At 72.9% G+C, this 12,255-nt stretch carries 12 protein-coding genes; 4 read left to right on the top strand and 8 right to left on the bottom strand.

Annotated elements, in window-relative coordinates:
- Positions 1–8: 8 nt before the first annotated feature.
- Positions 9–2,528, bottom strand: a complete 2,520-nt coding sequence (leuS, locus tag VFJ21_05045; protein HET7406490.1) for a leucine--tRNA ligase — start codon at positions 2,526–2,528, stop codon at positions 9–11.
- Positions 2,529–2,666: 138 nt separating this feature from the next.
- On the opposite strand from leuS, the gene VFJ21_05040 reads away from it, so the two are divergent.
- The 4 genes from VFJ21_05040 to VFJ21_05025 all read left to right on the top strand — a co-directional run bounded on the left by VFJ21_05040 (position 2,667) and on the right by VFJ21_05025 (position 5,624).
- Positions 2,667–2,981, top strand: coding sequence for a hypothetical protein (locus tag VFJ21_05040; GenBank protein HET7406489.1), 315 nt, complete (start codon positions 2,667–2,669; stop codon positions 2,979–2,981).
- Positions 2,982–3,102: 121 nt separating this feature from the next.
- Positions 3,103–4,605 carry an NAD(P)/FAD-dependent oxidoreductase gene (locus VFJ21_05035; protein HET7406488.1) on the top strand — a complete coding sequence of 501 codons (1,503 nt, stop codon included), beginning with the start codon at positions 3,103–3,105 and terminating at the stop codon, positions 4,603–4,605.
- A 22-nt stretch (positions 4,606–4,627) separates the two neighbouring features.
- The gene (locus VFJ21_05030) at positions 4,628–5,398 is read left to right on the top strand and encodes a Sir2 family NAD-dependent protein deacetylase (protein ID HET7406487.1); all 771 of its coding nucleotides are present in this window, start codon (positions 4,628–4,630) and stop codon (positions 5,396–5,398) included.
- Positions 5,399–5,408: 10 nt separating this feature from the next.
- Positions 5,409–5,624 (top strand): DUF2277 domain-containing protein, encoded by a 216-nt coding sequence (locus tag VFJ21_05025; protein HET7406486.1) that lies wholly within the window; start codon positions 5,409–5,411, stop codon positions 5,622–5,624.
- A gap of 106 nt (positions 5,625–5,730) precedes the next feature.
- Here the strand turns inward: VFJ21_05025 and fabI are convergent, their stop codons facing one another.
- The 7 genes from fabI to VFJ21_04990 are packed head-to-tail and all read right to left on the bottom strand — an operon-like array spanning position 5,731 to position 12,246.
- Positions 5,731–6,498 carry an enoyl-ACP reductase FabI gene (fabI, locus tag VFJ21_05020; protein ID HET7406485.1) on the bottom strand — a complete coding sequence of 256 codons (768 nt, stop codon included), beginning with the start codon at positions 6,496–6,498 and terminating at the stop codon, positions 5,731–5,733.
- Between the two features lies 1 nt (position 6,499).
- Positions 6,500–7,204 carry a 3-oxoacyl-ACP reductase FabG gene (gene fabG, locus VFJ21_05015; protein HET7406484.1) on the bottom strand — a complete coding sequence of 235 codons (705 nt, stop codon included), beginning with the start codon at positions 7,202–7,204 and terminating at the stop codon, positions 6,500–6,502.
- On the bottom strand, positions 7,201–8,616 hold the full coding sequence (locus tag VFJ21_05010) for a carboxyl transferase domain-containing protein (GenBank protein HET7406483.1): 1,416 nt from the start codon (positions 8,614–8,616) through the stop codon (positions 7,201–7,203). The genes fabG and VFJ21_05010 overlap by 4 nt, the downstream gene beginning before the upstream one ends.
- On the bottom strand, positions 8,616–9,842 hold the full coding sequence (locus VFJ21_05005) for a beta-ketoacyl-[acyl-carrier-protein] synthase II (protein HET7406482.1): 1,227 nt from the start codon (positions 9,840–9,842) through the stop codon (positions 8,616–8,618). Before VFJ21_05005 ends, VFJ21_05010 begins: the two co-directional genes overlap by 1 nt.
- The gene (locus tag VFJ21_05000; protein ID HET7406481.1) at positions 9,839–10,087 is read right to left on the bottom strand and encodes an acyl carrier protein; all 249 of its coding nucleotides are present in this window, start codon (positions 10,085–10,087) and stop codon (positions 9,839–9,841) included. The genes VFJ21_05005 and VFJ21_05000 overlap by 4 nt, the downstream gene beginning before the upstream one ends.
- Before the next feature lie 36 nt (positions 10,088–10,123).
- Positions 10,124–11,077, bottom strand: a complete 954-nt coding sequence (locus VFJ21_04995) for a beta-ketoacyl-ACP synthase III (GenBank protein ID HET7406480.1) — start codon at positions 11,075–11,077, stop codon at positions 10,124–10,126.
- The gene (locus VFJ21_04990) at positions 11,074–12,246 is read right to left on the bottom strand and encodes an acyltransferase domain-containing protein (protein HET7406479.1); all 1,173 of its coding nucleotides are present in this window, start codon (positions 12,244–12,246) and stop codon (positions 11,074–11,076) included. Before VFJ21_04990 ends, VFJ21_04995 begins: the two co-directional genes overlap by 4 nt.
- Between the last annotated feature and the right edge of the window lie 9 nt (positions 12,247–12,255).

Below are 12,255 nucleotides of genomic sequence, written 5' to 3'. Positions count from 1 at the left end.
ACCGGAGATTAGTTGTCGGGCACGACGTTGACGAGTCTCGGCGGGCGCACGATCACGGTGCGGACGGTGCGGGCACCGAGGGCACGGCGTACGCCGTCGGAGGCGAGCGCCAGCTCGCGCAGGCTGGCCTCGTCGATGTCGACGGGCACGTCCAGCCGGTCGCGGACCTTGCCCGCGACCTGCACGACGCAGACGACCGACTCCTCACGGACGAGCGCCGGGTCGGCCACCGGCCAGCCGGCCCGCACGACCGACGGCTCGTTGCCCAGCCGCGACCAGATCTCCTCCGCGGTGAACGGCGCGAACGGCGTCAGCATCCGAGCCAGCACCTCGGCCCCCTCACGGCACGCCGCCGCACCGGCCGGGGTCGACAACGCGCCACCGTCGACCGCCTTGCGCAGCGCGCTGGTCAGCTCCATCAGCCGGGCCACGACGACGTTGAGCCGACGCTGCTGCATCAAGGTCGTGCACTCGTCGATCCAACGGTGCACCGACGTGCGCAGGCCGACTTCACCGGTCGCCGGGTCGCTGCCCAGGCCGGCCTCCTCGATGTCGACGGCGACCCGCCACACGCGGGCCAGCCACTTGACCGATCCCGTGGGCGACACGTCGGCCCAGTCGATGTCGTCCTCGGGCGGGCTGGCGAACAGCATGGTGACGCGGACGGCGTCGGGGCCGTACTTCGCCAGCTCTTGCTGCAGGTCGACGAGGTTGCCCTTCGACTTCGACATCGCCGACCCCTCCATGATCACTTGACCCTGGTTGGTCAGCGACAGGAAGGGCTCGACGAAGTCGAGCAGGCCCATGTCGTGCAGCGACTTCGTGACGAAACGGCTGTAGAGCAGGTGCAGGATCGCGTGCTCGACGCCGCCGACGTAGTAGTCGACGGGCAACCAGCGCCGGGTGGCCTCGGGATCGAAGACGACGTCGTCGCGGTCGGCCGAGGGGTAGCGCAGGTAGTACCAGGAGGAGTCGACGAACGTGTCCATCGTGTCGGTGTCGCGGGCAGCCCTCTCCCCGCACGACGGGCAGTCGACGGCCACCCAGTCGGTGGCCGTCTCGAGCGGCGACTTCCCGCCTCCGGGCCGCAGGTCGTAGCCGGTCGTCGGCAGCTCCACCGGGAGCTGGTCGTCGGGGATCGGGACGACGCCGCAGGACGGGCAGTGCACCACCGGGATCGGCGGCCCCCAGTAACGCTGGCGGGAGACCAGCCAGTCGCGCAGGCGGTAGGTGATCGCCGACTCGCCGTGCCCGTCACGGGAGAGGTCAGCGGCGATCCGCTGCTTGACCTCTGCCGTCGCCAGGCCGTCGTACTGGCCGGAGTTGACCGCCGTACCGTCACCGATCGTCGCGACGCCGGTCCGGGCGGGATCGGCCTCCCCGGTGTCGACCACCATCCGCACCGGCAGGTCGAAGGCCTTGGCGAAGTCGAGGTCGCGCTGGTCGTGCGCGGGCACGGCCATGATCGCGCCGGTGCCGTAGTCGGCGAGCACGTAGTCGGCGGCGTAGACGGGGATCCGCTCGCCGTTGACGGGGTTGACGGCGTAACGACCCAGGAAGACGCCGGTCTTCGGGCGGTCCGTCGACAGCCGGTCGATCTCGCTGGCGCCGCGCACCTTGTCGAGATAGGCGTGGAAGGCCTGCTCGTGCTCGAGATGCACCAGCTCGGCCGCCAGCGGGGCATCGGCGGCGACCACGAAGAACGTCGCCCCGAACAGCGTGTCGGGCCGGGTGGTGAACACCCGCACCGGCTCGGCGTGCCCCTCGATGCGGAAGTCGACGTGCGCGCCGGTCGAGCGGCCGATCCAGTTGCGCTGCATCGTCAGGACGCGGTCGGGCCACCGGCCTTCGAGCAGCGTCATGTCGTCGAGCAGGCGCTCGGCATAGTCGGTGATCTTGAAGAACCACTGCGTCAGGTTCTTCTTCGTCACCTCGCTGCCGCAGCGCTCGCAGCGGCCCTGGATCACCTGCTCGTTGGCCAGCACGGTCTGGTCGGTGGGGCACCAGTTGACCGGCGCCGCCTTGCGATAGGCGAGCCCGCGCTCGTAGAGGCGCAGGAACAACCACTGCGTCCAGCGGTAGTAGGCCGGGTCGGACGTGTGCAGCCGGGTGCGCCAGTCGAAGGAGATGCCGAAGCGGCGGAACGACTCGGCCTGCGTGTCGATGTTGCTGTAGGTCCAGTCGCGCGGGTCCTGGCCGCGTTTGATGGCGGCGTTCTCCGCGGGCAGGCCGAAGGAGTCCCAGCCCACCGGGTGCAGCACGTTGTGGCCGCGCATCATCTCGAAGCGCGCGATCGCGTCGCCGATGCTGAAGGCCTCCGCGTGTCCCATGTGCAGGTCGCCCGAGGGATACGGGAACATGTCGACGACGTAGGCCTTGGGCCGGTCGTCCGCAGGTGCGCGGAAGGCGCCGGTCGCCTCGTAGACGCGCAGCCGGTCCCAGACGGGCAGCCACTTGTCGACGATGCCGTGCGGGTCGTAGCTCTCCGGCTCGACGGCGTCGTCTGCGGTGGTGATCGGCTGGCTCATCGCGTCCTCGTGCTCGCTGCGTTCGTCCCGATCAGCGTACGGCGGCGCTGCAACCTCTCTGGACCGGCCGGTCGCGCTTTGCGACCGTGTAGAGACGGAGCGCGACACCGCGTCCCGGCACGGGGGAGGGACGGGAACGTGCGCGAGGAGCCTGCGTTCTTTCCGCTGGTCCGCGAAGAGCTGCCGGTCGGCACCCGAAGCCGGGTGCACGCGGCCTACCAGGCGCTCGAGGCGCTGTGGGACGACCTTCCCCCGGGTGAGCTCGCCGGCGAGGTGGCGCGGCTGCAGAGCCGGCTGCTCGAGCTGCACGAGTCGCTCGGCGGCGACGTCGATCTCGACGTGTACGGCGTACCGCGGGGCGCGTTCACCGCGTATCCCGACGAGCCGGCGGCCGCGGACCGGTTGGGTGCGGACCGGTTGAGCGCGCTGCGGCGAGGCCGAACCCGCCACTGACCGGCAACCGCAAACAGTTCCATCGACCGGACCGGACTGGGCATACTTCGATAACGCGCGTTACCGCGCGTCGGTGGCGGGCGCATCCCGCGCCCTCACCGCTCGTCGGAGGGACCAAGCCATGCCGAACAGCCAGACCGCGGCGGCGGGCGCCGAGGTAGCCGTCGAGCACGTCGACGTACTCATCGTCGGCGCCGGCATCTCCGGGATCGGCGCGGCCTACCACCTGCAGCAGCAGCGGCCGGGCACGAGCTTCGTGGTCCTCGACGCGCTGGACCACTACGGCGGCACCTGGTGGACGCATCGCTACCCGGGGGTGCGTTCCGACAGCGACCTGTTCACCTTCGGCTACCGGTTCAAGCCCTGGCGCGGCACGCCGATCGCGACCGCCGACGAGATCCTGCACTACCTCGGCGAGGTCATCGACGAGAACCACCTCGACCGGCACATCCGCTACCGGCACCGGATCGTCTCGGCGAGCTGGTCGACCGACCTGCGGCAGTGGACCGTCGAGGTCGTGCGGCTCGACGACGACGAGCTGCAGGTGTTCACGTGCAACTTCCTCTGGATGTGCCAGGGCTACTACGAGCACCGGCAGGGCTACACGCCCGACTGGCCCGGCATGGACCGCTTCCGTGGCCGGATCGTGCACCCGCAGACCTGGCCGGATGACCTCGACTACGCAGGCAAGCGAGTCGTCGTCATCGGCTCCGGCGCAACGGCGGCGACGCTCATCCCCTCGATCGCAGACGAAGCCGCGCACGTCACGATGCTCCAGCGCTCCCCCACGTTCTTCTTCGTGCGGCCCAACGTCAACGAGCTGGCCGAGACGCTGCGCGAGCTCGACATCCCCGACGAGTGGACGCACGAGATCGTGCGGCGCAAGATCCTGCACGACCAGGACGCGGTCACGAAGATGTCGTTCGAGGATCCCGAGGTGCTGCGGACGTTCCTGCTCGACACGATCCGGCCGTTGCTGCCCGAGGGCTTCGACGTCGACAAGCACTTCAACCCGCGCTACCGGCCGTGGCAGCAGCGCATCGCCGTGCTGCTCGGTGGCGACCTGTTCCACGCGGTCACCGCCGGCAAGGCGTCGGTGGTCACCGACCACATCGAGACGTTCACCGAGACGGGCATCCGGCTGGTCTCCGGGGAGGAGCTCGAGGCCGACATCATCGTCACCGCGACCGGCTTCGACCTCAGCGTGCTCGGGGGCATCGCCTTCCGCATCGACGACGGCCCGCTCGACTTCGCGGACACGGTCACCTACCGGGGAATCATGTTCACCGGCGTACCGAACCTGGCCTACGTCTTCGGCTACTTCCGCGCCAGCTGGACGTTGCGCGCCGACCTCATCAGCGACTTCGTCTGCAAGCTGCTGGCGCACATGGAGGAGCGCGGGGCGACGATGGTGACCCCCGCGCTGCGTGACGACGAGGTGGGCATGCCGCTCGGGCCATGGGTCGATCCCGACAACTTCAACCCCGGCTACCTGACCCGCTCGCTGCATCTCATGCCGAAGCAGGGCGACCGCGACCCGTGGCGGCTGCTGCACGACTACGGCGTCGAGAAGGAAGCGCTGCCGGCGGCCGACCTCGACGACGGCGCCCTCGTCTTCAAGTAGCAGTCGCCCGTACCGTGGCGTCATGCCGCAGCCGGACATCGACCGCGTGGTCACTCTGCTGCGTGACGCCGAGAAGATCGCGGCTCTGACCGGTGCCGGAATCTCCACCGACTCGGGCATCCCCGACTTCCGGGGGCCCCAGGGCGTGTGGACTCGCAACCCCGCGGCCGAGAAGCAGGCGACGCTGCAGACCTACCTGGCCGACCCGGACGTACGCCGTCGGGCCTGGCAGGCCCGCAAGTCGCACGGCGCCTGGACCGCCCAGCCCAACTCCGGCCACCACGCCCTCGTCGACCTGGAGCGCGCCGGCAAGCTGCGCGCCGTGGCCACGCAGAACGTCGACGGCCTGCATCAGCGCGCCGGCTCCAGCGCCGAGAGAGTGATCGAGCTGCACGGCACCGTGTGGTTCGCCCAGTGCGTGGCGTGCGGCGACCGGACGCCGATGGCGGAGACGCTCGAGCGGGTCAGCGACGAGCTCCCCGATCCCCCCTGCGAACGCTGTGGCGGCATCCTGAAGTCGGCGACGATCTCGTTCGGTCAGGCGCTCGACCCCGAGGTGCTGGAGCGCGCCTGGCAGGCGGCCGCCGACTGCGACCTGATGCTGGCGATCGGCTCCACGCTGCAGGTGCACCCGGCGGCGGGACTGTGTGACGTGGCGGTCGGCCACGGCGCCCGGCTCGTCATCCTCAACGCCGACCCGACCCCCTACGACGCGATGGCGACGGTCGTGCTGCGCGCGCGGATCGGCGAGGTGCTGCCCGACGTCGTCCGTGCCGCTCTCTCCCCGTCCTAGAGTGCGCGGCATGTGCCGGAGCATCAAGACGCTGCGCCCGCCGTACGCCGACTCCGTGACCGACGAGGAGATTCGCGCCGCCGCGCTGCAGTACGTGCGCAAGGTGGCCGGGATGCGGCAGCCTGCCGCGGCCAACCGCGTGGCCTTCGACCAGGCAGTGGACCGGATCGCCGACGTGACCGCCGAGCTGCTCGCCGGCCTCACCGTCCGCGCCAGCGCCCGGTGATCCAGAGCCCTCCCGGGGTGGCCGGCACGACGTGTTGCACGGAGGGCGGGCTCACGATCATGACGGGCGCGCGCCTCGGACGGCGGACCCCGAGGAAGGCGGTCGGCTAGCAGCCGACGGCGTGCACGCCTCCGTCGACGTAGACGACGGACCCCGTCGTCGCCGGGAACCAGTCCGACAGCAACGCCACGCACGCCCGGGCGACCGGCTCGGCGTCGTCGAGGTCCCAGCCGAGCGGCGCGCGGTCCTTCCAGACCGACTCGAAGTCGGCGAAGCCCGGGATGCTGCGCGCCGCCATCGTGCGCAGCGGTCCGGCCGCGACCAGGTTGACCCGCACGCCGCTCGAGCCCAGGTCCCTGGCGAGATAGCGGGTCGCGGACTCCAGCCCCGCCTTGGCGACACCCATCCAGTCGTACGCCGGCCAGGCCACGGTCGCGTCGAAGTCGAGCCCCACGACCGATCCCCCGCCCGGCATCAGCGGCAGCGCCGCCTTGGTGAGTGCGGCCAGGGAGTACGTCGACACGTGCAGCGCGGTCGCGACATCGGACCAGGGCGCGTCGATGAAGCCGCCGCCGAGTGCCGACGGAGGCGCGAAACCGATGGCGTGCAGCACACCGTCGAGTGAGTCGACGTGCTCGCGCACCGCGACGGGCAGCGCGGCGAGCTGCTCCTCATCGGTCACGTCGAGCGCGACCACGGGGGCCGGCCGCGGCAGCCGACCGGCGATCCGCCGGGTGAGCGACAGGCTGCGCCCGACACCCGTCAGCACCACCGCAGCACCTTCGCGCTGGGCGACCTCGGCCACCCGGAACGCGATCGACTTGTCGGTCAGCACGCCGGTGACGAGCACCGACTTGCCGGACAGCAGGCCCATGTCAGTGCCCCATCCCGAGTCCGCCGTCGACCGGCACCACCGCACCGGTGATGAACGCCGCTGCGTCGCTGGCGAGGAACGTCAGCACGGCCGCGACCTCCTCGGCCTGTGCGGTGCGGCCGAGGGGCGTGCGGGCGACGATGTCGGCGCGCTGCTCGTCGGTGAGCACCGCGGTCATGTCGGTGTCGACGAACCCGGGCGCCACGACGTTCGAGGTGATGCCGCGGGACCCGAGCTCGCGGGCCAAGGACCGCGCCAGCCCGACCAGGCCCGCCTTGGAGGCGGCGTAGTTGGCCTGGCCCGCCGATCCGAGCAGGCCGACGACGCTCGACAGGAAGAGCAGCCGGCCGCCCCGCGCGCGCACCATCCCCGGGACGACCTCGCGGGCAACCCTCCAGGCCCCGGACAGGTTGGCGTCGAGCACGTCGGCCCAGGCGTCATCCGCCATCCGCATGAGCAAGGTGTCGCGGGTGACCCCGGCGCCGGCGACGAGCACCTGCACCGGACCCTGTTCCGCGACGACCCCCGCGACGGCTTCACGCACGCTGTCGGTCGACCTCACGTCGCACTTCACGGCGTAGAAGCCGTCCGGCGGCGTGGTCGACCAGTGCGCGACCGCGACCTTGTCGCCGAGAGCGGCGAATGCCCGGGCGGTGGCGAGACCGATGCCCCGGCTGCCGCCGGTGACCAGGACCGACCTGCTCACAGCGGGATGTTTCCGTGCAGGCCGCGTTCGGCGGGTGCCGCCGCGATGGCGGATGCCACGACGCTGCGGGTGCGGTCGGGCTCGATGACCGCGTCGACCGACCCCTCGGTCACCGCAGTCGCCAGCCCGCCGGACAGCTGCACGTGCTCGATCGCGAGCTCTTCCTCCAGTGCCGCGCGGTGCGACTCCGGGACCTCGGCGAGCCTGCGCCGGTGCAGCACCCGCACCGCGGCGACCGCGCCCATCACGTCGACCTGCGCGTCGGGCCAGGCGAGCACCGACGTGGCGCCGAGCGACCGCGAGTTCATGGCGATGTAGGCGCCGCCGTAAGCCTTACGGGTGATGACCGTGACCCGCGGCACCCGCGCCTCGGCGAAGGCGTGGAGCAGCTTGGCCCCGCGGCGTACGACCCCGTCCCACTCCTGCCCGACGCCCGGCAGGTACCCGGGTACGTCGACGAGCACGACGAGCGGGAGGCCGAACGCGTCGCACATCCGCACGAAACGGGCCGCCTTCTCCGCGGACGCGGCGTCGAGGCAGCCGCCGAGACGCTGCGGGTTGTTGGCGAGCACCCCGACGGAGCCGCCGCCGAGCCGGCCGAGCGTGGTCACGATGCTGGGCGCCCAGCGCGGGTGCAACTCCACGCCGGGAAGGTCGAGCAGCGCGTCGACGAGCGGGTGCACGTCGTAGGCGCGGCGCGCGGACTCCGGCAGCAGCGTCGCGAAGGGCCGGTCGCTCGCCGGGCCGACCCGCCGCGGCGTTCCGAGCAACGTGACCACCTGCCGCGCCGCGTCGAAGGCGGCGTCGTCGGTGTCGGTGACCAGATGGGCGACGCCGCTGCGCCGGCCGTGCGGCTCCGGACCGCCGAGCCGCGCCATGTCGACGTCCTCGCCGGTGACGCTGCGGACGACGTCGGGACCGGTGACGAAGATGCGGCCCTGCGGTCCGAGCACCACGACGTCGGTGAGCGCGGGACCGTAGGCCGCTCCCCCGGCGGCCGGGCCGAGCACGACCGACACCTGGGGCACCCGGCCGGAGGCGCGGGTCATCGCGGCGAACACCCGCCCGACGCCGTCGAGCGAGGTCACCCCCTCCCGCAGCCGGGCGCCGCCGGAGTGCCAGATGCCGACGATCGGCGCCCGGGCGCGGATCGCCACGTCGTAGGCCGACGCGATGGCCGCGCAGCCCTCGGCGCCCATCGCCCCGCCCTGCACCGACGCGTCGGTGGCGAACGCGACGACCTCTGTCCCGTCGACCACGCCGATGCCGGCGACGACACCGCAACCGGTGTCGTCGCGCAGCACGGTGAGCGAGTCGGCGTCGAAGAGCCGCGCCAGGCGCACCCGGGGGTCGCGCTCGTCGGCGACACCCTGACGCTCGACTGCGCGCGGGTGGTCGCTGAGCAGGGTCATCAGACCTCCATGAAGGCGAGCGCCACGTTGTGCCCGCCGAAGCCGAACGAGTTGGACAGCGCCGCACCCGGCGCGAGGGGCCGCGGGTCGACGCGGACGACGTCGAGCTGAACCTCGTCGTCGGGGTCGTCGAGGTTGCGCACCGCCGGCACCAGATGGTGATGCAGTGACAGGACGGTGAGCGCCGCCTCGACCGCGCCGGCGGCACCGAGCAGGTGGCCTGTGCAGGACTTGGTGGCGGTCACGGCGAGCTGCCCGGCCGCGGGGCCGAACGCCGTGCGGATGGCCGACGACTCGGCCACGTCGCCGGCGGGTGTCGAGGTCGCGTGGGCGTTCACGTGCCGCACGTCCTCGGGTGCCAGCCCCGCGTCGCGCAGCGCTCCCTGCATGGCACGCGCCGCGCCCGCACCCGTCGGCTCCGGTGCTGCGACGTGGTGGGAGTCGGCGCTGATGCCGGCTCCGGCGAGCACGGCGTACGCCGTCCGCCCGCGCGCAGCCGCGTGCTCGGCCGACTCGACGACGAGCACCCCGGCGCCCTCTCCGAGGACGAAGCCGTCACGGCCCTTGTCGAACGGCCGCGAGGCGGCCGCGGGTTCGGACTCCCGCGTCGAGAGCGCCCGCATCGAGGCGAACGCCGCGATCGGCAACGGGTGGATCGCCGCCTCCGTGCCCCCGCAGACGACAACGTCGGCGCGGCCGGACCGGACCAGGTCGAGCGCCAGCGCGACGGCTTCGGCGCCCGACGCGCATGCCGACACCGGCGCGTGCACCCCGGCCCGCGCACCGAGCCGCAGGCCCACGGCGGCCGCCGGCCCGTTGGGCATGAGCATCGGCACGGTGTGCGGCGAGACGCGGCGGGCGCCGCGTTCCTTCAGCGTGTCGTAGGCGGCGAGCGTGGTGAGGACGCCGCCGATGCCGGTGCCGATGACGATGGCCAGGCGTTCGGGCTCCACGTCGGGAGCGCCGGCGTCGGTCCACGCCTCGCCGGCCGCCACGACCGCGAGCTGCTGCCCGCGGTCGAGGGTTCGCGCCTCGACCCGGTCGAGCACCTCGGCGGGGTCGACCGCTGCCGGTGCGGCGATGCGCACCGGCAGCTCGGCCGCCCAGTCGTCCTCGAGCAGGCGGGCGCCGGACGTGCCGGCGACCAGCGCCGACCAGGTCGACGTCATGTCGCCGCCGAGCGGGGTCACCGCGCCGAGGCCGGTGACGACGACCTCACGACTCATGCCGGAACGCCGGCCTTCTCGATGTAGGCGACGGCGTCGGCGACGGTCTTCAGCTGGCCGAGCGACTCGTCGGGGATGCTCACGCCGAACCGGTCCTCGGCCGCCGTCGCGATCTCCACCATCGACAGCGAGTCGATGTCGAGGTCCTTGCTGAACGACTTGCCCGGCTCGACCTCACGGATCGGGATGCCGGTCACCTCGTGCACGATCTCGGCGAGCGCGTCGAGGATCTCCTGCTGGGACATGCTTTCTCCTTCAGTGGATGGAAGTTCCGCGACCGCTCAGGGCACGCGGACGACTTGGCCGGCCCAGGTGAGGCCGGCGCCGAAGCCGAGCAGCAGCGCGAGGTCGCCGCCGGCGACCCGGCCTTCGGCCTGCAGCGCGGTGAGCGCCATGGGGATCGACGCCGACGACGTGTTGCCGGCCGAGACGATGTCGTCGGCGATGACGACGTCGGGAATGGCGAGCCGGCGCACCACCGCGGTGATGATGCGCAGGTTGGCCTGGTGCGGCACGAACGCCGCGAGATCGCTCGGCGCAATGCCCGCGGCGTCGCAGGCCTGCTCCGCGATCGCGGCGAGCGACGTGGTCGCCCACCGGAAGACCGCCGGACCGTCCATCTCGAGGTGACCGCCCGACGGCACCTGGATCAGCGCGTGCCGGTCGCCGTCGCTGCCCCAGACCACCGGGCCGATACCGGGCTCGTCGGCGGGCCCGACCACGACCGCACCCGCCCCGTCACCGAAGATCACCGCGGTCGACCGGTCGGTCCAGTCGAGCCAGTCGGACAGCCGCTCCGCACCGGCGACGACCACGTAGCGAGCGCTGCCCGCGCGCACCGCGTCAGCCGCGGCGGCCAGCCCGTAGCAGAAGCCGGCGCAGGCGCCGTTGACGTCGTAGGCCCCCGGAGATCCGGCGCCGATGAGCCGCGCGAGCCGAGCCGCACCACCGGGGATCGGGGTCGGCATCGTGCAGCTGGCGAGCACGACGAGGTCTACCTGCGCCGGGTCGACGCCGGCGGCCGCCAGCGCCTTGCCGGCGGCGTCGGCCGCCATCGCCACCACGCTCTCCGCGGCGTCGGCGACACCGCGATGGGCGATGCCGGTGCGTTCGCGGATCCACTCGTCCGAGGTGTCGAGGACCTGCGACAGGTCGTCGTTGCTGACCGACCGCGCCGGTCGGTGATCGGCGACCGCGAGGATGCGCGCGCCGGGTGCGCCGCTGCGGGCCTTCATGCCACGACGTCCGCGGTCTCGGGGTGCAGCCGGGCCAGCGCCTGTCCCGGGGCGACCGGGTCGCCGTCCTGCGCCAGCCACTCCACCAGCACGCCGCCGTGGGCCGTGCGAACGGCCGTCTCGTCGCGGTGCGACACCACCCGGCCGACCTCGGTGCCCTCCGGCAGCTTGTCGCCGGGAACCACCGGCTCTGCGCGGAACGTGCCGCCGACCGGTGCCACGAGCACTCGCCACGGCAGCAGCGGCGACACGTCGACGTGGGCGAACTCCGCGATCAGCGCGCGCGCCTCGTCGAGGTCGTCCGGTCCGCGAAGGGCGACGGTGCGTACGCCGGGGAGCGCCCGGCGCACCAGCCCGGTCAGGGTGCCCGCCGGCGGGAGCTCGATCACGGCCGTGACGCCCATCGCACCGAGGGTCTGCATGCAGCTGTCCCAGCGGACCGGGCGGCTCACCTGCGCCACCAGCCGGGCCACCAGCTCGCTGCCGCGGTCGACGACCGCGCCGTCGGCATTGGACACGAACGGCAGCCGCGGGTCCTTCGCGGAGACGCCGGCCGCGACGTCGGCCAGCACCCGCTGGGCGGCGGCCATGAGCTCCGTGTGGAACGCGCCGGCGACCGACAGCGGTCGCAACCGCGCCCCGGCGGGCGGTGCCGCAGCGAGCCGCTCGAGCGCGGCGCGCGGCCCGGCCGCCACGGCCTGCCCGGCGCCGTTGTGGTTGGCGACGACGCAGCCGGCGGCGCTCACCGCGCGCTCCACCTCGTCGGCGTCGCCACCGAGGATCGCCGTCATCCCCCCGTCGGTGCGGGCAGAGGCCTCGGCCATGGCACGGCCCCGCTCGCCGACGAGTGCGAGCCCCGCACTCGGGTCGAGCGCGCCGGCCAGGACCGCCGCCGTGAACTCCCCGACGCTGTGGCCGGCCACCGGGGTGCCCATCGGCAGATCACCGAGCAGCGGTGCCGTCGCGAGGCCCGCGGCGACGATCAGGGGCTGGGCGACGGCGGTGTCGACGACGTCGGGGAAGTCCGGGTCGGCACCGGCCGTGAGCAGGTCCCGACCGGCCACGGTGCCGTGCCAGCGCACGCGGTCGGCGACACCCGGCAGGTCGAGCCAGGGAGCGAGGAAGCCGGGGGTCTGTGACCCCTGGCCGGGGGCGAGGAGGGCGAGCACGTCTCCACC

Source organism: Mycobacteriales bacterium, assembly GCA_035690485.1.
GTDB lineage: Bacteria > Actinomycetota > Actinomycetes > JAFAQI01 > DASSKL01 > DASSKL01.
This window is presented reverse-complemented; position numbering and strand designations above follow the sequence as displayed.